The following is a 21,531-nucleotide window of genomic DNA, read 5'->3' on the forward strand; positions in this document are numbered from 1 at the left end:
CGGGGCTGGAGGGGCGGAACGGGATTACGCGGAGGAATCCGCCCGGGTCCCGGCCAGCACCGTCTCGACGGAGTCCGCCTGCTCGGGCGGCTTGTCCTCGCGGTAGCGCAGGACGCGGGCGAAGCGGAGGGTGACGCCCGCCGGGTAGCGGGTGGAGCGCTGCAGGCCGTCGTAGGCGATCTCGACGACGAGTTCGGGGCGTACCTCCACGACGTGGCCGTTGTCGCTGACCGCCAGTTCCTGGAGGCGCTCGGTCTGCCAGGCGAGCATCGCGTCCGTCATGCCCTTGAACGTCTTGCCCAGCATCGCGTACGTCCCGTCGGGCCGCCGCGCGCCCAGATGGAGGTTGGAGAGCTTGCCCGTGCGGCGCCCGTGGCCCCACTCGGCGGCGAGCACCACCAGGTCGAGGGTGTGCACGGGCTTGACCTTCAGCCAGGAGGCGCCCCGGCGGCCCGCGTTGTACGGGGCGTCGAGCGACTTCAGTACGACCCCCTCGTGACCGCGCCCCAGCGTCGCCTCGAAGAACTCCTGCGCCTCGGCGCGCCGCCGCTCGTCCCCGGGGTCGTCCACCACCGTGCGCCGCACCCGCATCGGCTCGGGCACCAGGGCGGCCAGTTCCGCGTGGCGCTCGGCGAACGGCAGGGCGAGCAGGTCCCGGCCCGCCACGGACAAAGCGTCGAAGAAGACGGGGGAGAGGGGCAGCCCGGCCGCCGCCGCCTCGACGTCCACACGTGAACCGACGCGCCCCGCGATGTCCTGGAACGGCCGTGGGCGCCCCTCGCCGTCCAGGGCGATGACCTCACCGTCCAGGATGAAGTGCTCGCCCCGCAGCTCGCGTGCGGCGGCCGTCAGTTCGGGCAGCCGGTCGGTGATGTCGTCCAGGGTGCGGGTATAGACGCGTACGTCGTCCCCGCTGCGGTGGACCTGCACCCGGATGCCGTCCAGCTTCTCCTCGACCGCGCAGGCGCCGAGCTTGTCGATGCCCTCGGCGACCGACGTGGCGCCGTGCGCCAGCATGGGCAGGATGGGGCGCCCCACCGTCAGCCGGAACTCGTCCAGCGCCTCCGGACCGCGTGCCAGCAGCGCCTGCGCGACCGGGCTCAGGGCGCCCGCGAGCATCACCGAGCGCCGCACGGCGTCCGCCGGGGTCTGCGTGGCCACCGCGAGGCCCTCCACGGCGACCGCGTCCAGGGCGCCCTGGCGGACCTCGCCCGTGAGCAGCCCCACCAGGAACCGCTGCTCGTCCGCGGTGGCCGCCCCCATCAACTCACTCACAAGGCGCTTGCGTTCGGCCTGCGAACCGGAACCGGACACCGCGCCGATCGCCGTGAGCGCCTCGTCCACGCCGCGCACCGTCAGGCTCGGCTCATCGGCGGGCGGCCCCGCGTCCCTGAGCGTGCTCCATCCGATGCCGAGCCGCCCCTGGGGCAGCCGCCCCGCCAGATAGGGGATGACAACCGGAACGTCCTGGGGCTCCGCCGCCCGGAACAACTCGGCGAGCAGGGCGATCTTCCGGGACCGCGCGGAGGTGGCGGCCACTTCCTTGGACACGTGTGCGAGCCGGGCGAGCAGCATGGGCCCATCCTGCAACGGGGTGGGGCGCGGCGCACGGCCGAGCGGGTCGGGCGGACGGGGGCGCATGGGCCGGCCGGACCGGGCGGGACGGCTGTTGTTCCTGGATGACACGTGTGTACTCCGCTGTGACGGGCACACGGAGGGTCACACGGCCCCCGCACATGCCGGAGGGGCGTGCGGCTCAGGCGGGGCGAGTGACACAGGTCACATGGATCTCTTGGCGTGTTGCCGTAATGCCACCCCTCCAAACGGGGTCGTAAGGGCACAGGGGTTCCGCGAGCGGACCCCGAGGACTGGAAAAACGCAGAAGTGGAGCTCGATCATGGCCGTCACCCTCCAGCAGCCCACCCGCGCACGCCTCATCGCCTCGGACGGACATGAGTACGCCCTCCCCGTGGTCCTGCGCTACTCGGCCGAGGACCCCCTCGCGGTCCAGATCACGTTCCCCTCCGAGGCCTCCCTCGACGGCATGGAGGTCACCTGGATCTTCGCCCGCCAGCTCCTGGAGGACGGGCTCAGCGCTCCGGCGGGCGGCGGTGACGTGCACATCTGGCCGTGCGGCCGGGCGCGCACGGTGATGGAGTTCCACTCCCTCGAAGGGCTCGCCCTCGTGCAGTTCGACGACATGGCCCTGCGCCGCTTTCTGGCACGGACCTACGCCATGGTGCCCGCGGGCGGCGAGGAGCCGAGCCTCGATCTCGACCAGGACCTGACGCGCCTGCTCGGCGGCGTCTGACGAGTGACGGGGTCCCCTCCTCGCGTCCGCTCACTCGACGAACCTGCCTCGCGTGTTCCTGCGTCGCGCCAATGTGACCGCCCGCCGCCGCAGCGCCACGACCACGCCCGCGAGCACGACCAGCGAGCCCGCCACCACCATCAGCACCGCGGGCCAGTCGGAGTCCTCCGGCTCCAGGGGCAGCGCGTCGGCCTGCGCGGCGAGGTGCGCGGGCCCCGGCGCGGTGCGGGGCGCCTTCGGCGGCGGCAACAGCGAACCCACCGGCCGCACCTTCCCGGCCGCGGCGAACCCCCAGTCGAGCAGCGACCTCGCCTCCTCGTACACGGCGCGCGCACCGCCCCGCTGCGGGTTCATCACCGTCACCACGAGGGTGCGCCCGCCGCGCTGCGCCGCGCTGATCAGCGTGGCACCGGCGTGGCTCGTGTAGCCGTTCTTCACGCCGAGCAGGCCCGGGTAGGCCGCGACACCGCCGGCGCCGGTCAGCAGCCGGTTGGTGTTCTGGATGGGGTACGACCAGCCGCCCGCCGGGAACTGGGCCACAGGCGTCGAGCAGTAGCGGGCGAACTGCGGGTCGGCGAGGCCCGCCCTGCCGAAGACCGCCAGGTCGTACGCCGATGAGACCTGCCCCGCCGCGTCGTAGCCGTCGGGCGAGACCACGTGGGTGTCCCGGGCGCCCAGCTCGCGGGCCTTGGCGCGCATCTGCTCGACGGTCCTGTGCAGGCCGCCGTTGAGCCCCGCCAGGACGTGCACGGCGTCGTTGCCGGAGCTGAGGAAGACCCCGCGCCACAGGTCGGCGACGCGGTAGGCGCGGCCGGGCGACACGCCCACCAGGCTGCTGCCGTCGCCGACACGGTCCAAGTCCCGCTCGGTGACGACGTGCCGGCGGTCCGCGTCGAGACGCGGGAGCGCGGTCAGCGCGAACAGGGACTTGAGCGTGGAGGCGGGCGGCAGCGGCCGGTGCGCGTTCTTGGCGGCGAGCACCTCGCCCGTACGGGCGTCGGCCACCACCCAGGCGAGCGCGGAGACGCCACCGGGCAGCCCCGGCGCACTGGGCCCAGGCCGGACCTGCACGCCCGGCCGGTCGAGGAGGACGGAGGTGTACGCGGGCAGCGGCCGCGGCGGCGCGGGCTCGGCCGGGACTTCGGTCGCCGAAACCGGGGTGGAAAGGACGACCAGAGCCCCGAGCGCGAGCGCCGCGGTGCCTACGGAGGAGGAGCGCGAAAGGTACCTGATGGCCATTCAGCCACCGTAGGAGCGCGGCCCCGAGTCCGCAGATCGGCTTGGCCCGCCTGGAGGTATCACTCCGTCACTTCGCTTGCGGAGCAGGGCCGCTGCCGGCGCGGGGCCGCTGTCGGGACGGGGCCGCCGGAGGAGCAGGACGGCTGCCGGAGGCCGACGGGTCAGGCGGGGAGGTTCTTCTCGATGGCGGCGACGACCTCGGGCGCGTCCGGCTCGACGCGCGGGCCGAACCGGGCGACGACCTCACCCGCGCCGTTGACCAGGAACTTCTCGAAGTTCCAGCGGACGTCGCCGGTGTGCCCCTCGGCGTCCGCCGTGTCGACGAGGCGCGCGTACAGAGGGTGCCGGTTCTCGCCGTTGACGTCGACCTTCTCCGTCATCGGGAAGGTCACCCCGTACGTCGCCGAGCAGAACTCGGCGATCTCCTCGGAGGTGCCGGGCTCCTGGCCCATGAACTGGTTGCAGGGCACGCCGAGCACGCTGAAGCCGCGCGGCCCGTACTGCTCGTGGAGCCGCTCGAGGCCCGCGTACTGCGGGGTGAGGCCGCACTTGGAGGCGACGTTGACGACGAGGACGGCCTTGCCCTCGAACTGGCGCAGGTCGGCCGGGCCGCCGCGCAGGGCGCCGATTTCTTCTTCGTAGACAGACATGGTCACCGAGCCTACGCCCGGCCCGGAGCCCGCCGTGAAGGGGCCTCGCGGTGCAGGCGGCCCCGGGCGACCAGTTCCACCGTCAAAGCCACGGCCACCGCCTGGACGGCCATCAGGGCGATCAGGACGAAGAGCTGCACGGCGCCCGCGAGCACCGGGGACGCGCCGCCCAGGAGCATGCCGACGAAGGCGCCGGGGAGGGTGACGAGGCCGACCGTGCGGGTCTGGTCGAGGCCGGGCAGCAGGGCGTCCGACGCGGCCGGGCGGATCAGCTCCAGGCGGGCGTCGCGGTCGGCGAGCCCGAGGGCGAGGCCCGCCTCGAACTCACCGTGGCGGGTGCGCAGTTCGTCGAGAGAGCGGCGCCCGGCGAGCACCGTCGCCGTCAGCGCGCCGCCGATGAGGATGCCCGTCACGGGGATCATGGCGATGCCCCGCACCGGAAGCAGCCCGGCCAGCGTCAGGCCGGCCACGACCGGGACGACCGGGCCCGCGATCGGCAGTCCCGCCCGCCACCAGGTGCCGTTCGGGGTGACGCGCCGCCCGGCGGTCCGCACCGCCACGGCGAACATCAGCAGCAGGAACGCGAAGAGCGCCGCCGTGTGCTGCACCACCCAGCCGATCGCGAGGGAGACCGCGGCCAGTTGGACCGTGGCGCGGGCCCCGGCGACCGCGATCTCGCGGGCCCTGCCCTGCGAACCGTCGGGGGCGAGCCGGAAGACGGCCGCCGTCGCCGCCGCGAGGAGCAGCAGCAGGAGCAGGGCCACGGCGAGCGCCGTGTTGACCGGCAGGAGGGCCTGGGCAGCGAGATCACGCACGCGCTCACCCTAGGTCGCGCGGCGGCCGGGCGGGTTGCGGTGCCGCCCGGGACATGCGGCGGGTGACCTGTAACGATGGGACGGGAACGGCAAGACACGGAGAGAGAGAAGGGCTGTACTCATGGCGCAGCAGGTGCGGGGCGTGATCGCCCGCGCGAAGGGCGAGCCGGTGCGGATCGAGACGATCACCGTGCCGGATCCGGGGCCGGGGGAGGCCGTGGTGAAGGTCCAGGCGTGCGGGGTCTGCCACACCGACCTGCACTACCGCGAGGGCGGCATCAACGACGACTTCCCCTTCCTGCTCGGCCACGAGGCGGCGGGCGTCGTCGAATCGGTCGGCGAGGGTGTCACCGAGGTCGCGCCCGGCGACTTCGTCATCCTCAACTGGCGTGCGGTGTGCGGCCAGTGCCGCGCCTGTCTGCGCGGCCGCCCCCAGTACTGCTTCGACACGCACAACGCGAAGCAGAGGATGACTCTGGCCGACGGCACCGAGCTGTCGCCCGCCCTCGGCATCGGTGCCTTCGCGGAGAAGACCCTCGTCGCCGCCGGGCAGTGCACGAAGGTTGACCCGGAGGCGTCGCCCGCCGCGGCCGGCCTCCTCGGCTGCGGAGTGATGGCGGGCATCGGCGCCGCCATCAACACCGGAAATGTAGGCCGCGGCGACTCGGTCGCCGTCATCGGCTGCGGCGGCGTCGGCAACGCCGCCGTCGTGGGCGCCCGCCTCGCCGGAGCCGCGACGATCATCGCCGTGGACATCGACGACAAGAAGCTCCAAACGGCCAAGGGCCTCGGCGCCACCCACACGGTCAACTCCCGCGCCACCGACCCCGTCGAGGCCGTGCGCGAGCTGACCGGTGGCAACGGCGCCGATGTCGTCATCGAGGCGGTCGGCCGCCCGGAGACGTACGAGCAGGCCTTCTACGCCCGTGACCTGGCGGGCACGGTCGTCCTGGTCGGCGTCCCGACCCCGGAGATGAGGATCGAGCTGCCGCTCCTCGACGTCTTCGGTCGCGGCGGCGCGCTGAAGTCGAGCTGGTACGGGGACTGCCTGCCCTCGCGCGACTTCCCCATGCTCATCGACCTCTACCGCCAGGGGCGTCTGGACCTGGACGCGTTCGTCACGGAGACCATCGCTCTGGAGGACGTGGAGAAGGCCTTCGAGCGGATGCACCACGGCGACGTCCTGCGTTCGGTGGTGATGTTCTGATGGCGGCCGAGCCCCAGGGGCACGCGTCCGGCGCGCGCGTCGACCACCTCGTCACCTCCGGCACCTTCTCCCTGGACGGCGGCACCTGGGAGGTCGACAACAACGTATGGATCGTCGGCGACGACAGCGAGTGCGTCGTCATCGACGCCGCGCACGACGCGGACGCCATCGCTCAGGCGGTGGGGGAGCGGCGCCTCACCGCGATCGTCTGCACCCACGCGCACGACGACCACATCGACGCCGCCCCCGCGCTGGCCGCCCGCACCGGCGCGCCGATCCTGCTGCACCCCGCCGACCTGGAGCTGTGGAAGCGGACGCATCCCGACCGCGCCCCGGACGGCGAGCTGTCCGACGGGCAGGAACTGACCGTCGCGGGCACGGTCCTGCGGGTGCTGCACACGCCGGGCCACTGCCACGGCGCGGTCAGCCTCCACACCCCGTCCCTCGGCACCGTCTTCACCGGCGACACGCTCTTCGCGGGCGGTCCTGGCGCCACGGGCCGCTCCTTCAGCGACTTCCCGACGATCGTCACGTCCATCAGGGAGCGGCTGCTGACGCTGCCGCCCGAGACGGTGGTGCGCACCGGGCACGGCGACAGCACGACGGTCGGCGCGGAGGCACCGCACCTGGAGGAGTGGATCGCCCGAGGTCACTGACTACGTCGGCCGTCAGCTTCTGATACGTCGGCTTGGATACGGCCCCGCGTGGTTCGCCACGCGGGGCCGTACGCGTACTGGCCCTGCTCCACGATCTCCGATAAGTTAGGCAAGGCTTACCTAATGGAGGTTGGGAATGGGTGTCCGTCACAGCAGCACGACCGTGCCCACAGCGGCGGCACGGGCCCGTTCGGTGCTCGCCACCGCATGGTCCTGCGCGGTGACCACGGAGATCGGCAGGGACGAACTCGTGGGCGCGCACAGCGTCACCGACGACGGAAGGCTGCGGCTGCGCCCGCCCGAGGACAGCGCGCTCGCCGCCGCCCTCATCTGCGCGCCGCGCGGCGAACCGTCCACGCTGATCGAGTTCGCCGACGTCGCGCCCGTCCCCCTCAGGGACCGGATCCGCGCACGCCTGTGGCTCTCGGGGTCGCTGGCCCACGAGGACGGACACCTCGTCTTCGAACCTGCGTGCGTGGTCCTGCACGACTCCCACGGCGAACGCGAGGGCGTCGAACTCGACGAACTCGCCCTGACCGTGCCCGACCCGCTCGCCGAGGCCGAAGCGCGGCTGCTCACCCACCTCGCCGACGCCCACCCGGACGCCGTCGAACAGCTCACCCGCCTCATCAGCCCGGACAGCCTCCAGGGCGTCGTGAGGGTCCGCCCGCTCGCCATCGACCGGCACGGCATCTCCCTGCGCCTCGAACGCGCCCGCGGTCAGGCCGACGTACGCCTGCCGTTCCATCAGAGCGTGGAAGACGTCTCCCAGGTGACGGAGTGCATGCACGCCCTGCTGACGAGGGCCCGCCTCTCAACGGCCCGGCGCGGGCGGCCGGTCGGCGGTTGACCGCATCGACCGCAGCGCGAGGAGCAGCACCCCGATGTCGTCCAGATAGACGGGATCGGGGATGAGGTCCGCGGGCAGCACGAGATAGGCGACCGCGCCCCAGAACACCCACTGCCGCTCGACGGGCAGCCCGGCTCTGCGCAGGGCGCGGCGGGTGCGGACGAGACGGACGAGCAGCACGGCCGCGACGGCGAGCGTCGCGGCGGCCAGAACGGCTGCGCAGACGAGGAGAACGGTCCATTCCGTGCTCATGCGTACGTACGTTACCGAGGGCGGCGCCCCGCGTCGCGGGGGTGCGGGCATGATGACGGGGTGAACGCGCAGCCGAAACCCCTCGCGCCCGTCCAGGCGCTGATCGTCATCGACATGCAGTCCGCTTTCGTCAGCGGGCGTGGCGCCGTGCCCGACGCGGACCGTCTGCTCCACACCGTCGGGGACCTCATGGCCCGGGCCCGCGAGAGCGGCGCCCTTCTCGTCCAGCTCCAGAACGACGGGGAGCCCGGCTCCCCCGACGAACCGGGCACCCCCGGCTGGCGCCTCCACCTGCCCGTCGACACCGGCCGCGGCGAGGTCGTCCTGCGCAAGAGCGCCGACGACGGCTTCGAGGAGACCCGCCTGGAGAAGCTGCTCCGGGAGGCCGGGGTCACGGAACTCGCCCTGTGCGGCGTCATGTCCGAGATGTGCGTGAGCGCCACCGCGCGCACCGCCCTGGAGCTGGACTTCCGCGTCGTCCTGCCGCACGACGCCCATGCGACGTACGACATCCCGGCCGCCGAGGGCATCAGCGACGCGGTGCCCGCCGCGGTCGTCTCGCGGGTCGCCGAGTGGGCGCTCGGCGACGAGATCGAGGTCGTCGCACGGGCCAGCGACGTCGGCTTCACCAGGCCGTAGCGGGTCCCTCGCCCGTCAGGCCACGGGCAGTACGCACACCGCGGCCCGCGCCCTGAACGGCCGCCCCGCCGGGCGCAGTTCACCGCCGCGCCGGTCGACGTGGAACACGCTGACCGAGTCCGACTTCTGGTTCGCGGTGAACAGCAGCCGCCCGGAAGGGGAGAGGGCCAGGTGCCGGGGGAAGTCCCCGCGCACCGGCACGGTGTCCAGGAGCCGCAGCCGGGCGCCGCCGCGCTCGACCGCGTACCGCGCGAGGCTGTTGTAACCCCGGTTGGCGAGATACGCGAAGCGGCCCTCGCGCACCACCACGAGCTGCGCCGGATGGTTGGTGCCCTCGCCGGAGCCCGTCGACTGCGGCTCGCCCGGCGTGAGGCGGCCGGTGGCGCGGTCGTAGGCGCAGACGACGACCGTGTCGTCCACCTCGTTGGCGAGGTAGGCGAAGCGCCCCGAAGGGTGGAACGCGAGATGGCGCGGTCCCGCGCCGGGCCGCAGGCGCGCGTGGGAGACCCGGCGGAGTGTGCCCGCCTCGCTGTCGAGCCGGTAGGTGTAGACGGTGTCGTTGCCGAGGTCCACGGCGAGGATGTGGCGGCCGTCCGGGGTTGTGACGATCTGGTGGGCGTGCGGTCCGTCCTGCCCCGGACCCGGCGGCGGCGAGGAGTGCGTGACCACGTCCGTACGCTCGCCCAGCGCGCCGGACTCCTCGATGGGGTGCACCGCCACGCTGCCGGAGAGGTAGTTCGCGCTGAGCAGCCAGCGGCCGCTCGGATGCACCGAGAGGTGACAGGGGTGTGCGCCGCCGGTGCCGCGCGTCCCGAGGATCTTGTGCGCGCCGCCGGGGGAGAGGGCGATGGCGGTCACCGCTCCCTTCTCCCGCTCGCTGACGGCGTAGAGCGTGCGGCCCGAGGGGTGCAGGGCCAGGTAGGAGGGGTCGGGGACGCCGCTGAGGGTGCCGGCGCCGGTGACGCGGCCCGTCGTCTCGTCGTACGTCGCCAGGGCGATGCCCGCCCCGCCGCCCTCCTGGGAGGTGTACGTCCCCAGGAACAACTGCCCCTCTCGGGGCGGGCGCTGAGACGCCGACGGGTCGGGGTCCTGGCGCGTGGCATCCCTGTCCGTGGCGTCCTCGCGGGTGCGGCCCGCGCTCTCGCGGCCCGGCGAGTCGGGGGAGGCGCAGGCAGAGGCGGAGGACAGCGCCCCGGCCGCCCCCGCCAGCGCCCCGATGAACCGGCGCCGCCCCGGACGGCTGCCCCGCTGAGGGATCGCCCCTTCTCCGCTGTTCATGCCTGCACCTCGTGGGTCGGTGGTTCCGCATACGGCAGCCACAGTGCCCCGTCCATGATCGAGCCGACAAGTGCCGCACCGCCCGCGCGCGGTAGCCGACCCCCACAGGGTGATCCGCGCCCGCCGGGGTCCGCCGCCCGGCGGAGGCGGTGGGTCCCGGAGGCCGACGCGGCGTCGGCGCACACGCGAAAGCCTCGGCGGGTACGGCGATCCTCGGCCCTGGGAGAAACAGTGACGGCCCCCTCGAACACCCCCGTGATCAGGCGCGCGTGGCGGAGAACCGAAGGCCCCCGCGCCCCCTGGGGCCGCCGCTGGCCCGACTGGGCTCCCCGCGCCGCGCAGGTCTGGGGCGGGGTGTACGCCGTCGTCCTCGTCGGCTGGGCCGCGACGGGCACCGCCGTGCCGCTCTCGGCACACGCGTACCAACCGGCAGCCTTCCAGCTCACCCAGGCGGCCCTCGCCGTGCTGGCCGCGGGAGTCTGCGCGGCGGCGGACCGCGCCCGGAAGGCCCGGAGCGCGTCCGCGGTGGACGGCACCCCGAAGTGCCGGAGCGCGGTGGGAGCCTCGCTCGCGCTCCTCATCCCGGCGTTCGGCTGGGGCGCGATCGGACTGCCGATGCACTTCGTGACGCTGGCGTCGGGCTCGGGGGTGGAGAGCGCGACGGGGCTCGTCCACCTGCTCCTGAACACGTGCGGCGGCGGGCTCCTCGCCATGGTCGCCGTGGCCCACCGGCGCGGGCTGCGCGGCCGGTGTGCCCGCTGCGGCCAGGGGCACGAGGGGCGGAGCGACGGCCCGTTGGCACACCCGCCCGCCTCCACCGCGTCGGCGCGGACCCGCGTGACGGCGTACGCCCTCGTGTGCGGCCTGCTGCCCTGGACCGTGGTCAAGACCGTCTGGCTCTTCGGCGGCGACGCGATCGGCGTGAGCGGGAAGGCCTGGCGGGACGACGTGGAAGCGGAGGCGACGGGTGCCTCGCGCGCGCTCGCCTCGGTCGGCGTCGACGTGACCGTGCTCGCGGCGCTCCTCGGCGTGTTCCTGCTGGCCGGCCTGATGCACCGCTGGGGGCAGGTGTTCCCGCGCTGGACGCCCCTTCTGGCCGGGCGGCGCGTACCGCGGCTGCTGCCGCTGATCCCCGCGTGGCTGACCGGCGGCGCCCTGTCGGTGTACGGCGCGGGACTCCTCGTATACGCCCTGCTGAGCGCGCTCGGCGTGGTGCCGGGGCTCGACCCGGTCGGGGTCTTCACCACCACCGGCGGGATGACCTGGATGGTGGCCTTCGGCGGACTCTCCTTCGGGGGCCTGGGCACGGCGCTCCTCGTGGCGTCCCGTTCGTACGCGGCGCGCAGCCGGCCGGTGTGCGCGGGCGCGCACCGCTGAGGAGCGGACCCCGTCCAGGCCATCCGAGCCACGCCGCCCCAGTCATGTCATCCGGCGCCCCGGACCACCGCGCCCTCCGTCCCGCACGCGTCGGCGCCCTGTGTGTCCCATGCCGGGAAGGGGTCGTGCCGCGGCGCTTCCTCCCCTTCCGTGAGCAGGCAGCGGGTCAGCGCGGCCCGCAGTGGCGCGGCACGCAACTCCGTGCCGATGAACACCAGTTCCTGCCCCTGTGTGTCGTCCGCCGCACGCGCCCCCGAGGGCTCGAAGCGGGCCACCGAGCCGGCCTGCGACCACAGCCCCGTCACGCGGGGGCGGCTCGCCAGCCAGAAGAAGCCCTTGGAGCGCAGGATCCGCCCGAAGGCCCCGCTCTCCATCTCCTCGGTGATAAAGGACCACAACCGGCCGGGGTGGAAGGGCCGCTCGGCACGGAACACCGTGCTCGAAATGCCGTACTCCTCGGTCTCCGGCACGTGGTCGCCGTTCAGCTCCCGCACCCACCCCGGCGCCTGCTGTGCACGCTCCAGGTCGAACAGGCCGGTCTCCAGGACCTGCGCGAGATCCACCCGGCCCCGGGTCGCGGGCACCACGCGGGCGAGCGGATTGAGGCGCGCGAGGGTGGCCGCGAGCCGCTCGGCTGTCTCCGTGTCGACCAGGTCGAGCTTGTTGAGGACGATGACGTCGGCGAACTCCACCTGGTCCATCAGGAGATCGCTGACCGTGCGCTCGTCGTCCTCGTACTGATCGAGACCGCGCTCCACGAGGCCGTCGCCGCCGGTCAGCTCCGGCAGGAAGTTGGCGGCGTCCACCACCGTCACCATCGTGTCGAGCCGGGCCAGATCGCCGAGCGTGGCGCCGTCGTCGCGCGGGAACGCGAAGGTCGCGGCCACCGGCATCGGCTCGGAGATGCCGCTGGACTCGATGAGCAGATGGTCGAAGCGGCCCTCGCAGGCCAGCCGGTCGACCTCTTCGAGCAGGTCGTCGCGGAGGGTGCAGCAGATGCAGCCGTTGGTCAGCTCGACCAGGCGTTCCTCGGTGCGGGACAGGGCGGCCTCGCCGCCGCGCACCAGCGCGGCGTCGATGTTGACCTCGCTCATGTCGTTGACGATCACCGCGACGCGCAGGCCGTCGCGGTTGGCGAGGACGTGGTTGAGCAGCGTGGTCTTGCCCGCGCCGAGAAAGCCCGAGAGGACGGTCACGGGCAGCCGCGTGGTTGGTACGTGCGTCATGTGCGGGACGGCTCTCAGCTTTCGGGGCGCAGCAGGCCGCGCTCGTACGCCTTGAGCAGCCGCTGCGGGACCATGTGCCGCTCGCCGTCGACGGTGAAAGGCACCAGCTGCGGGGTGCTGGCCTTCCACTGGGCGCGGCGGTGGCGGGTGTTGCTGCGGGACATCTTCCGCTTGGGTACGGCCATGGGGGTCCTCCTGAGATACCTGAGATAGGTGGGCTGGGCGACGCCTGCGACGCTATATGAAAATGGATCCCATTAACAACTAGCGCCGTTCCCCTAGCCACCGACCGCGGCGCCGGCCTTGCGTGACGCGGGCTCCCGCCGCGGCAGCAGCAGCGGAGTGGCCAGCATGAGCAGCCCGGCGATCGCGATCGCGGCGCGAGGGCTCGTGGCGGCCGCCAACAGCCCCCACAGGGCCGTCATGGCCGCCGTGGCGATCTTGCCGGTGACCGACCACGCGGACAGGGTGCGGACCACGCGGTCCGCCGGAAGCTGTTCGAGGCGGCAGGTGGCGAGCACCGGCGCGTACACGCTCGAGCAGGTGATCACGCCGAACTCGACGACCATCACGAGGACGAGCCCGCTGACGCCGGAGTGGACGAGGGCGAGGCCGAGGGGCCAGCACACGCGCAGCACGCCCGACGCGCGCAGGACCGTGCGCTGCCCGAACCGGGCCACGAGGCGCGGCGCCAGCCGCGAGCCGAGCAGACCGCCGATGCAGGGAACGGCGAAGGCGAGGGCGTACTGCCAGGGCGCGAAGCCGAGGCTGCCGAGCATCAGGACGGCGAGCAACGGCGTCGCCGCCATGATCAGGCCGTTGGCCAGCACCGTGTGGAAGAACAGCGAACGCAGCACCGGGCCGGCCAGGATGAAGCGCCACCCGTCGAGCAGGTCCCTTCCCCGCAGCCGGGCCGCCGGGTCGGCGCGGACGGGGCGGGGCTCCTTCCCGCCGATCGCCCGGATGCCCACCGCCGAGAGCAGATAGCTGACCGCGTCGGCGGCCACGGTCATCACGGGGCCGAAAAGGCCGATCGCCGCCCCGCCGAGTGGCGGCCCGAGCATGGTCGCCGTCCAGGCCGTCGACTCGAACCGCCCGTTCGCGACGAGCAGGTCACCCGGCGCCACCAGCCCCTTGAGGAAGGCACCGGAAGCCGCGCCGAAGGTGATGTCGGCCGCGGCGACCACCACCGACACGACGAGCAGCTGCGCGAAGCCGAGCACCCCGAGCGCGTACGCGGTGGGAACGCTCACCAACGCCGCACACCGCACCAGGTCCATCGCGATCATCACCGGCCGCTTGCGGCGGAACTCCACCCACGGCCCGAGCGGCACGGCCAGCGCCGCCCCTACCGCGAGCCCCGACGCGGCGAGGACCGCCACCTCCGTGGGACCGGAGTCCAGCACCAGGATCGCGATCAGGGGAAACGCGTCGAACGCCAGCCGAGTACCGAACGTACTGACCGCGTACGCCGACCACAGCCACCCGAACCGCCGCCCGAGCGACCGCCTCCCCGCCACAGTGCGAACCCCTCTTCGAACAACCCCGCGTTGACCTGCGTCATCCAACCGAATGACCGGCCCCCCGATCAAACAACCGACCGCCTGGCCGGCCACAACCGCGCGTTGTGCGCCCAGGCGTGCGTTTCCTAGGGTGGCCGTCATGGATCTCCATGCAGTGCGCGCCTTCGTCGCCGCCGCGGAGGCGGGCCAGTTCCAGGGGGCCGCCGCCGACCTGTCGATCACCCAGCAGGCCGTCTCCAAGCGCATCGCCACGCTGGAGAAGGAGCTGGCGGTACGGCTGTTCACCCGTACCGCCCGCGGCGCACGGCTCACCATCGACGGGCAGGTGTTCCTGCCGCACGCCCGCGCACTCCTCCAGGCCGAGGAGCGCGCCGCCGCCTCCGTACGGCCCGGCAGCCGCGCGCTGCGCGTCGACGTGATCGGCCGCCGCCTGGCACCGGCCGCCCTGCTGCGCGACTTCCACCACGCGCACCCCGACGCCCCGCTGGACGTGGTGACGCTCTTCGACGCCGACGCGGCCATCTCCGCCGTACGGGCCGGCACGATCGACGCGGCGTTCCGCGCCGTCACCGTGCCCGCCAGGCAGCTCCCCGACGGCATCGCGGCCGACCGGGTCCACGACGAGCCCCTCCAGCTCCTCACCGGGCCGGGCCACGCGCTCGCCGGGGCCCGCTCGGTCACCCTGGCCCAACTCGCCGGGCACCGCATCTGGATGCCCGGCATCGTCACCGGAACCGAGTGGGCCGCGTACTACGAAGAACTCGCCGCGGCCTTCGGGCTCACCATCGAGGCGACGGGACCCGACTTCGGCACCGAACCGCTCCTGGACACCATCGCCGACTCCCCGGCGCTCGCCACCTTCGTCGGTGAGCAGACCCGCCTGGTCTGGCCCGCCGACGACGACCTGCGGCGCATCCCGGTGGTCGACCCGACACCGGTCTACCCGCACTCCCTGATCCGCCGCGACGACAACCCGCACCCCGCGCTCACCGCACTGCGCGACCACCTCGCCGCCGCCCGCCCCGCCGAGGGCGCCACCGCGACCTGGACGCCGGGATGGGCATGGGAGTGGTGAGCGGCCCCTCCGGGTGCCCGCGGGCAATGATCAAGCAGGGGCGGAAAGGTCCATGCGTCCCGGCACTTCCCAGATCGCGGGAGCGGACCAGTCCGTCCACCTGTCGCTCCACCACGTGGTGCCCGCGTCCAGCATGGCCGCCACTCGCTGGGCCTCGGTGCGCACGGCGTCGGCCTCGCCCGGGTGGAAGCCTCCCAGGCGCTGCCGCTCCTCGAAATGCTCCACATCCTTCCACTGGAAGGAACTGCCGTCTGCGGGAACCCAGATGTCCAGTTCCTGATCGAGGGTGTCGAACCCCCTCGCGTCCCTCCGCATGGGCTCCTGGAAATTGATGTACCACCCCGAAAATGTGTCACCTTCCCAGAAGTGCCATACGGAGTAGCCGTCGCCCGGCCGCTGCACTTGGAGCACGCCGTCGGACTGCCAGATGTGATCGAAGTTCGCCCAGGGGTGATTGCCCCATCGGAAATCCCCCTGCCCGAACGTGAGTGGCGTCCCCTTCGCCAAGTACACGGCGAGGTGGTCTTCGGTGTCCTCCACCACTCGCACCGGATAGACGATCCATTCACGGCCGTCGAGTATCTCGCGCCGCCGGATGATGTCACCAAAGCCGAACATGTGCACCACTCTCTCCGTTTGTCGATCTCAAGGAACGTTTAGGTGAGAACTGAGAATCGGGTGTGGATGTCCCGAAGGTTCTCGCTCACTTCTGCCGGTGACTTTCCCGTCACGACTACGTGGCCGAGGTCCTGGCCGCGCGTACCGACGACTGGGGGCAAGACGTCGCCGGGAGCCTTGTTCACCTCGACGTGGCAGACGTAGGGCAGGGCTGACAGGGAGTCGGCGTCAGTGATGCGGTCGATCCTGCCGGTGGCGGAACTCCAGAGGTACGAGGCGCCTGTGCAGCCGGAGATGTCGCCGGCCGGGGTGTAGCCGGGCTCGACCTCGGCGCGTACGGAGTCATAGGCGAGATCGATTCCGTAGGCATGCCGGTACATCGACGGCACCCACGCACCGGCCATGCGGGCGGCTGTCTCGCCGAACGTCAGCGTTCCCTCGTCGTCGAGGTAGAACTCCGTGTGCGCTATCCCTGTACGCAGTCCGAAGGCGGTAACTACCGTCCGTGCCGCGTCAAGCATCTCCCGGTGAACCCCCGTGGCCGGGTGCGTGACGCTTCCCATCGGGGCGTCCTGCCAGTTCTCCAGTATCTGTGCCGTGTACTCCCCGACCGATTCGAAGAGAACTTCCCCGTCCCGCACCATGGTGTCCACGTGGAACTGCTTGCCATGAATGAAGGCTTCGACGCGATAGTCATGGCGCTGCGCTTGCAGGAGAGGCCAGGTGCGGTCGAGTTCTTCGTCCGACGTCACCTTGTAGGTGTTTGTGCAGGACACTCCGTCATACGGCTTTATCACAATGGGGTATTGATGTTCTGCCGCGAACTGCCGCACATGGTTCTTGGTGTGGGGGAGCGTCCAGATGGCGGTCCGCAGGCCCAGTTCCTCCGCGCGGACGTTCATCGCGTTCTTGTCGCGGAAGTAGATGCTCTCCTCGACGGTCAGCCCCTCGACGCCGAGCTGTTCGCGCAGTATCGCCGCGGCCCTGACGTCGTCCTCGAAGAGCGAGATCACCCGGACTGCATGAAAGGGCCCGGATGCCTCGTGTGCGGCCTCTATGACTCCCTCATGGCCCGCGCCGGGCCGGTAGACGCCCCATGCGTCGGGTTCGCCACTTGTGAGTGCCACCTTCGACGGGGCGACGCAGACGGCGGCCAGACCGGCGTCGTGCACGGCGCGTACCGCGCTGTCGAGCAGCGGCGCATGACGGGGTTTGGTGCCGGAGAAGAGGAGAATGACGGACTCTGGCTTCATGGTTGCCCTTCGGCTGAGTTTGATCGAAAGGGAATCGAAAGGGAGTAGGCGGGCGGAGCCTCACAGGGAGTTGCGGTAGATCTCGTCGATCAGTTCCCTGGGTATGTCCGTGATGGGATCGTTGTCGACATTTCCGCTCAGGTTCGCGAGGAAGCCCGCGATGTCGTCCGCCGCGTATCCGGCGGCCGTCAGGGTGATGTCGAGACCGGTGTCCTTCAGGAGGCGTCCGACGCCCTGGTGGATGCTCTCGTCTCCCAGGACCGCGGCCAGGTCGTCGAAGGCGGTCGGAGCGTAGGGGTAGGCGGCGCGGAGCCAGGCGGGGTAGAGGATGGCGAGGCCCAGACCGTGTGAGGGTTCGTTGCGGGCACCGCGACCCATCGCCTGCTGCAAGCGGTGGGGAAGGCAGGTGCTCGCCGTGGCCACGTTGATTCCACCCAACAACGCGGCCAGGCTCAAGGCGTCCCAGGACTCGGCGTCGGCACGTCCGTCGGCGACCTCGCGCAGACGCACGGAGAGCAGGTCGACAGCCTGGCGGGAGAGGTTCTTGTTGAGGGCTGTGGAGCGTCGGGCGACTGCGCCCTCTATCGCGTGGGCCAGTGCGTCGAAGCCCGACTCGAGGGCCACATGGCGGGGAAGCCCATTGGTGAGAGCGGGATCCACGAGCGCGGCACGGGGGAAGATGGCGTCGCCGCGGATACCGGACTTGAACCCGCGCGCGGTGTCGGTGAGGATCGCGCCTTTGGTGACCTCCGCGCCGCTCCCGGCGGTGGTGGGCACCGCGATCATCGGCAGTGTGGGGGTGTCGGCTGCCAGAGTGGTGCCGACCAGCGGGCCGACCGGACCGAGGTGGATGGCTGCGGCCGTCGCCTTGGCGGAGTCGAGCACACTCCCTCCGCCCATGCCGACGACGGCGCCGACCTTGAGACCGCGCGCCAGCTCCAGCGCGCGATCCACCTCGTCCGACCGGGGGTTCGCCGAGATCTGGTCGAAGACGACGCCCCGTACGCCGGCGGCCCGGAGACTGGCAAGCGCACGTTCCTGAAATCCAGCAGCCTTCATTGCGTGCCGTCCGGTCATCAGCAAGGCGCTGTCAGCGAACTCGGCGACGACCGAACCCAATTCGTCCAGGCGGCCACGACCGAAACGGATGCGGGTGGGAATGTGGAAATCAAAGTGCACGACGGCTCCTCATGGTCAACCCGTTGTTGCGCCTGAGCGCGTCGAGGACGACGACGTCCGCCTGGTCGAGGTAGCACAGAGCCGAGCCGCCCCCGGTCGACGTGGCGCCGTCGAACGGCAGCTCAGCTACGGTGTCACCGCCCAACAACATGGCGTTGACCGTGGGTGTGCGCGCGGCGTCCAGGAGCGCGGAGGACGCTTGGGTGAACCCGTGGGTGTGGAGGCTGGGGGTGCCCGCGATGATGAGCCGGCCCCCGCACGCGGCCACTCTCCTCAGTTCCTGGATGAGCCAGGGGTGGAGATGGAAGTCGACGATGGAGAAGCCGGTCGGCACCCCCTCGCTGACGGAAACTGTGTGGGCTTCGTGCCATCCGTGGCGGTCGGCCCGGGCGATCACGACGCGTCGTGGGACATGGATACGGGCTCGGGGATTCGCCAGGGCGGCCTTGGTGGCCGCGGCCCGGCGCTCGACATCGTTGCCCAGGGGCGAGCTGCCGATGGCGTATCCCAGGTGGTGCAGCACATGGTTGAGGACGATGCCGCCGGGGACGACGATGTCGTAATCGCGGGCGAAGCATGGAAGGCCGACGACGCTCTTCTCGCTCTTCACCCCGCCGACCGCCGCGATCGACGGCGTCTTGGGGGACCTCCCCGCCCAGGGTTCGAGTCTGCGGGTCTCATCGATGAGACTGCTCGCGGCCCAGCCGGGCAGATGACGGAGGATTCCCACGTTCGAGGCGTGGCGTCGGTGGGCCTTGGAGAATCCGCCGATCGCCGCGTAGTCGCCGAGCCTTGCGAACTGGGCCGCCAGGACAGGGTCGTTGTCTTCTTCACCGCTGTGCAGGCGGGTGTTTCCGAAGAGGGCGACCTGCCCGTCGGCGAGTGAGCGTGCAGCGGTGACTGCGTCGTCCGAGGCGTTCTCGGGGATGTAGGTGACCGGGCGGCCGAGCCGCTTGCCCAGGTACTCGGCGGTCCCTGACAAATGCACGGCCGTGCCGTCGCGGTGACTTCCCTGGTGGGAGAGGATGGCCACGCGCGCGCCTCGGTCGGCGAGGTAGCGCAGGTCGTCGAGTTCGCAGTCGATGCGGGACGTGTCGGTCATGCCGGAGGCGACGTTGAAGCCGGCCGAGTACACCCAGCGCTGTCCGGGGTGAATGGGCTGCTCTCGCAGGAGGCCGACGGAGTGGATGGTCGTGCTCACTGACATGGTCACAGTCCGTACGTCCGAAGAGCCAGCGTCTCCTCAAGACCGAGCATGACGTTCATGTTCTGGATGGCCGATCCCGCCGCCCCCTTCACCAGGTTGTCGGTGACGGAAAGGATCTTGATAATGCCGCGCCGCTCGTCGTAATCGGCGCCGATGTGGCAGAAGTTGGAGCCCGTGACGGAGGCCACGCCCGGGTAGACGTCGTAGTCCTTGGCGTTGAGACCACCGCTCTTGGCGAGGTCGTTGACGCGAACGAAGAACTCCCCTTCCGCACCGGCGCCGTAGAACTCGGTCAGGCATCCCAGGAGCCTCTCGCGCGACATGGTCGCCGCCAGGTCGGGATTGACCGCCAGATTCGCCTGGAGGTGGATGCCACGGGCGAAGTTGCCGTGGGCGGTGTTGAAGTCGACGACCAGATCACGCCCGGCCGCCACAGCGAGGTGGGTTTCCAGTTCGGGGCCGTGGCGGTGGCCCTCCATGCTGTAGGGAAGCATGGAGTTGAGGGCCTCGGCGTGCATGATGGGGCGCTTGGGCTTGTTTCCGGCGCCGGTGGTGCCGTTGACGGCACTGAGGTGAAGGGGGCTGTTCAAATCCGCCCATCCGGCTCGCAGAAGAGGAGTGAGTCCCAAGATGGCGGTGATGACGTAGCAGCCCGGGTTGGCCACGAGCCTGCTTTTCGCGATGGCTTCACGGTTGAGTTCGGTCACGCCGTAGGCCGCTTCGGCCAGCAGTTCGGGCGCGGCGTGAGCGGTGCCGTATACGCGCTGATACGTCGCGGGGTCGGCGAAACGGAAGTCGGCACTGACGTCGACGACCTTGACATCGCGTTCGAGGAACCAGCCGGCCTGGCGCATGGCCTGCCCGGAAGGAGTGCAGAAGAAGACCACGTCGAGTTCGTCCACGCGCGCCTGGACATCCTCAAGGGTGACGAAGCTCAGGCTGCTGCCGCGCAGGTTCGCATGGATCCGCTCGAACTCCTCGTCTCCCCGGGCGGTGGGCCAGATCGAACCGACGTGAGGGTGGTTGAGCAGGAGGCGGCAGAGCTCCCCGCCGGAGTAGCCGGTTCCGCCCACGACGGCGACGTTGAGCGTCTGGTGGTTCACGTACGTAGTCCTCGACAAATGGTTGCGAAAGGAAATGAAGGGGGGCAGCAGGGAGATCGACGCCGATCAGCAGACTCGGGTGGGGGCGTCCCGCCCGGACAGCGCCAACCGGATTCCTTCGAGGAGCAGTTGGCCGATGCGTTCCTGGGAGTCCCGGGTCATCGCGCCGATATGCGGGGTGAGGACGACGTTGTCGAGCCCTGCCAGGCCGCTGGGAGCACGCTCCGCCGCGTGTACGTCAAGGGCCGCGCCGGCGATGACCCCTTCAAGCAGAGCCACGCGAAGGGCATCCTCGTCGACGACACCGCCACGGGCCACGTTCACCAAGAAGGCGGTGGACTTCATCAGTCGAAGCGCGTCGGCGTCGATGAGGCCACGGGTGTGGTCATTGAGCGGGCACGCGAGGACCACGACGTCCGCCTGGGCCAGGACCTCCTCGGTCGACCGCAGGTCGATCCCTGACCGGCGGCACGCCTCGCGCCGCTCGTCATCGCGCCGCCGCGCCGACGCGATGACGGACATGCCGATTCCCCGGGCGAGTTCGGCGACCCTGGAGCCGATGCTTCCCAGCCCGACCACACCCATGGTCTTGCCGCACAGCTCGCTGCCGACCAGATCGGCCTTGCGCCATACGTTCGCGCGGACCTGCCGGTCGGCCGCCGCGATGTGACGGGCCACCGAGAAGGCGAGACCGAGAGCCAGTTCGGCGACCGCCGGCGAGGAAACGCCGGGAACGTTGAAGACCTGCACCCCCGCCGACCGTGCGGCCGCCAGGTCGATGTTGTCCGTCCCATTGCCGGCACGCGCGATCACCTTCAGATCAGGTGCGTCGGCGATCAGATGGCCGGGCAGCTTCACGCCACTGCGCAGCACGATGGCATCGGTCTGGCGCAGCAGTACGGCCAGTTCATCCTCGGCAGGCTGCATCTGGACGGTCACGTCGTAGACGCGCCGCAGCGCTTCGAGGGCGTCGGAAGCGAGGGGATCGACGACGAGAACCCGTGGGAGTGTGTGACGTTGCACCGTCGGAGGCTTGAAAGTCATGTCCTGATTCTTTTCACGGTGGCCGAAGA

The 21,531-nt window shown here is 71.4% G+C and carries 22 protein-coding genes; 7 read left to right on the forward strand and 15 right to left on the reverse strand.

What is annotated here, in order from left to right; genetic code table 11:
• Positions 1 to 24: 24 nt before the first annotated feature.
• A complete protein-coding gene (locus GKQ77_RS04790; protein WP_219687445.1) occupies positions 25 to 1,575 on the reverse strand; it encodes an ATP-dependent DNA ligase in 1,551 nt (516 codons plus the stop codon).
• A 322-nt stretch (positions 1,576 to 1,897) separates the two neighbouring features.
• Here GKQ77_RS04790 and ssgD point away from each other — a divergent pair, with 322 nt between their 5' ends.
• Positions 1,898 to 2,311, forward strand: coding sequence for a spore wall synthesis regulator SsgD (gene ssgD / locus GKQ77_RS04795; RefSeq protein ID WP_219687446.1), 414 nt, complete (start codon positions 1,898 to 1,900; stop codon positions 2,309 to 2,311).
• Between the two features lie 30 nt (positions 2,312 to 2,341).
• Here ssgD and GKQ77_RS04800 read toward each other — a convergent pair whose 3' ends face one another.
• The 3 genes from GKQ77_RS04800 to GKQ77_RS04810 form a co-directional block, all read right to left on the reverse strand.
• A complete protein-coding gene (locus GKQ77_RS04800; protein WP_219687447.1) occupies positions 2,342 to 3,550 on the reverse strand; it encodes a D-alanyl-D-alanine carboxypeptidase family protein in 1,209 nt (402 codons plus the stop codon).
• 161 nt (positions 3,551 to 3,711) lie between these two features.
• Positions 3,712 to 4,200 carry a glutathione peroxidase gene (locus GKQ77_RS04805; RefSeq protein WP_219687448.1) on the reverse strand — a complete coding sequence of 163 codons (489 nt, stop codon included), beginning with the start codon at positions 4,198 to 4,200 and terminating at the stop codon, positions 3,712 to 3,714.
• A gap of 11 nt (positions 4,201 to 4,211) precedes the next feature.
• Positions 4,212 to 5,015, reverse strand: coding sequence for an ABC transporter permease (locus GKQ77_RS04810; RefSeq protein WP_219687449.1), 804 nt, complete (start codon positions 5,013 to 5,015; stop codon positions 4,212 to 4,214).
• 121 nt (positions 5,016 to 5,136) lie between these two features.
• Between GKQ77_RS04810 and GKQ77_RS04815 the strand changes: the two genes are divergently transcribed.
• The 3 genes from GKQ77_RS04815 (at position 5,137) to GKQ77_RS04825 (ending at position 7,728) form a co-directional block, all read left to right on the forward strand.
• A complete protein-coding gene (locus tag GKQ77_RS04815) occupies positions 5,137 to 6,222 on the forward strand; it encodes an S-(hydroxymethyl)mycothiol dehydrogenase (protein WP_219687450.1) in 1,086 nt (361 codons plus the stop codon).
• Positions 6,222 to 6,878, forward strand: coding sequence for an MBL fold metallo-hydrolase (locus tag GKQ77_RS04820; protein ID WP_219687451.1), 657 nt, complete (start codon positions 6,222 to 6,224; stop codon positions 6,876 to 6,878). Before GKQ77_RS04815 ends, GKQ77_RS04820 begins: the two co-directional genes overlap by 1 nt.
• 136 nt (positions 6,879 to 7,014) lie before the next feature.
• Positions 7,015 to 7,728, forward strand: a complete 714-nt coding sequence (locus GKQ77_RS04825; protein WP_219687452.1) for a DUF2470 domain-containing protein — start codon at positions 7,015 to 7,017, stop codon at positions 7,726 to 7,728.
• Here the strand turns inward: GKQ77_RS04825 and GKQ77_RS04830 are convergent.
• Positions 7,693 to 7,980: a YkvA family protein gene (locus GKQ77_RS04830; RefSeq protein WP_219687453.1), complete on the reverse strand. Its 288-nt coding sequence runs from the start codon at positions 7,978 to 7,980 to the stop codon at positions 7,693 to 7,695. The genes GKQ77_RS04825 and GKQ77_RS04830 overlap by 36 nt on opposite strands.
• A 114-nt stretch (positions 7,981 to 8,094) precedes the next feature.
• Between GKQ77_RS04830 and GKQ77_RS04835 the strand changes: the two genes are divergently transcribed.
• Entirely contained in the window at positions 8,095 to 8,619 is a 525-nt protein-coding gene (locus tag GKQ77_RS04835) for an isochorismatase family protein (protein ID WP_219687470.1), read from the forward strand.
• A gap of 15 nt (positions 8,620 to 8,634) precedes the next feature.
• Here the strand turns inward: GKQ77_RS04835 and GKQ77_RS04840 are convergent, their stop codons facing one another.
• On the reverse strand, positions 8,635 to 9,897 hold the full coding sequence (locus GKQ77_RS04840) for a lactonase family protein (RefSeq protein WP_219687454.1): 1,263 nt from the start codon (positions 9,895 to 9,897) through the stop codon (positions 8,635 to 8,637).
• Between the two features lie 231 nt (positions 9,898 to 10,128).
• On the opposite strand from GKQ77_RS04840, the gene GKQ77_RS04845 reads away from it, so the two are divergent.
• Positions 10,129 to 11,274 (forward strand): hypothetical protein, encoded by a 1,146-nt coding sequence (locus tag GKQ77_RS04845; RefSeq protein WP_258020850.1) that lies wholly within the window; start codon positions 10,129 to 10,131, stop codon positions 11,272 to 11,274.
• 47 nt (positions 11,275 to 11,321) lie between these two features.
• Here the strand turns inward: GKQ77_RS04845 and GKQ77_RS04850 are convergent, their stop codons facing one another.
• The 3 genes from GKQ77_RS04850 to GKQ77_RS04860 form a co-directional block, all read right to left on the reverse strand.
• A complete protein-coding gene (locus GKQ77_RS04850) occupies positions 11,322 to 12,500 on the reverse strand; it encodes a GTP-binding protein (RefSeq protein ID WP_219687455.1) in 1,179 nt (392 codons plus the stop codon).
• A gap of 14 nt (positions 12,501 to 12,514) precedes the next feature.
• The gene (gene rpmF, locus GKQ77_RS04855; RefSeq protein ID WP_219687456.1) at positions 12,515 to 12,685 is read right to left on the reverse strand and encodes a 50S ribosomal protein L32; all 171 of its coding nucleotides are present in this window, start codon (positions 12,683 to 12,685) and stop codon (positions 12,515 to 12,517) included.
• Positions 12,686 to 12,778: 93 nt separating this feature from the next.
• Positions 12,779 to 14,020 carry an MFS transporter gene (locus tag GKQ77_RS04860; protein WP_219687457.1) on the reverse strand — a complete coding sequence of 414 codons (1,242 nt, stop codon included), beginning with the start codon at positions 14,018 to 14,020 and terminating at the stop codon, positions 12,779 to 12,781.
• Between the two features lie 142 nt (positions 14,021 to 14,162).
• Between GKQ77_RS04860 and GKQ77_RS04865 the strand changes: the two genes are divergently transcribed.
• Positions 14,163 to 15,098, forward strand: a complete 936-nt coding sequence (locus tag GKQ77_RS04865) for a LysR family transcriptional regulator (protein WP_219687458.1) — start codon at positions 14,163 to 14,165, stop codon at positions 15,096 to 15,098.
• A 30-nt stretch (positions 15,099 to 15,128) separates the two neighbouring features.
• On the opposite strand, the gene GKQ77_RS04870 is transcribed toward GKQ77_RS04865, so the two are convergent.
• The 6 genes from GKQ77_RS04870 to GKQ77_RS04895 form a co-directional block, all read right to left on the reverse strand.
• Positions 15,129 to 15,716 carry a ribonuclease FAU-1 family protein gene (locus tag GKQ77_RS04870; RefSeq protein ID WP_219687472.1) on the reverse strand — a complete coding sequence of 196 codons (588 nt, stop codon included), beginning with the start codon at positions 15,714 to 15,716 and terminating at the stop codon, positions 15,129 to 15,131.
• 38 nt (positions 15,717 to 15,754) lie between these two features.
• Positions 15,755 to 16,969: an ATP-grasp domain-containing protein gene (locus tag GKQ77_RS04875; protein WP_219687459.1), complete on the reverse strand. Its 1,215-nt coding sequence runs from the start codon at positions 16,967 to 16,969 to the stop codon at positions 15,755 to 15,757.
• Between the two features lie 60 nt (positions 16,970 to 17,029).
• Positions 17,030 to 18,148, reverse strand: a complete 1,119-nt coding sequence (locus tag GKQ77_RS04880) for an iron-containing alcohol dehydrogenase (protein WP_219687460.1) — start codon at positions 18,146 to 18,148, stop codon at positions 17,030 to 17,032.
• Entirely contained in the window at positions 18,138 to 19,355 is a 1,218-nt protein-coding gene (gene pgk, locus GKQ77_RS04885) for a phosphoglycerate kinase (protein WP_219687461.1), read from the reverse strand. The genes GKQ77_RS04880 and pgk overlap by 11 nt, the downstream gene beginning before the upstream one ends.
• 2 nt (positions 19,356 to 19,357) lie before the next feature.
• The gene (gene argC, locus GKQ77_RS04890; RefSeq protein ID WP_308117549.1) at positions 19,358 to 20,428 is read right to left on the reverse strand and encodes an N-acetyl-gamma-glutamyl-phosphate reductase; all 1,071 of its coding nucleotides are present in this window, start codon (positions 20,426 to 20,428) and stop codon (positions 19,358 to 19,360) included.
• A gap of 96 nt (positions 20,429 to 20,524) precedes the next feature.
• A complete protein-coding gene (locus GKQ77_RS04895; RefSeq protein ID WP_308117550.1) occupies positions 20,525 to 21,481 on the reverse strand; it encodes a hydroxyacid dehydrogenase in 957 nt (318 codons plus the stop codon).
• Positions 21,482 to 21,531 lie beyond the last annotated feature (50 nt).

It is taken from the genome of Streptomyces anatolicus, from assembly GCF_019400875.1.
GTDB lineage: Bacteria > Actinomycetota > Actinomycetes > Streptomycetales > Streptomycetaceae > Streptomyces > Streptomyces anatolicus.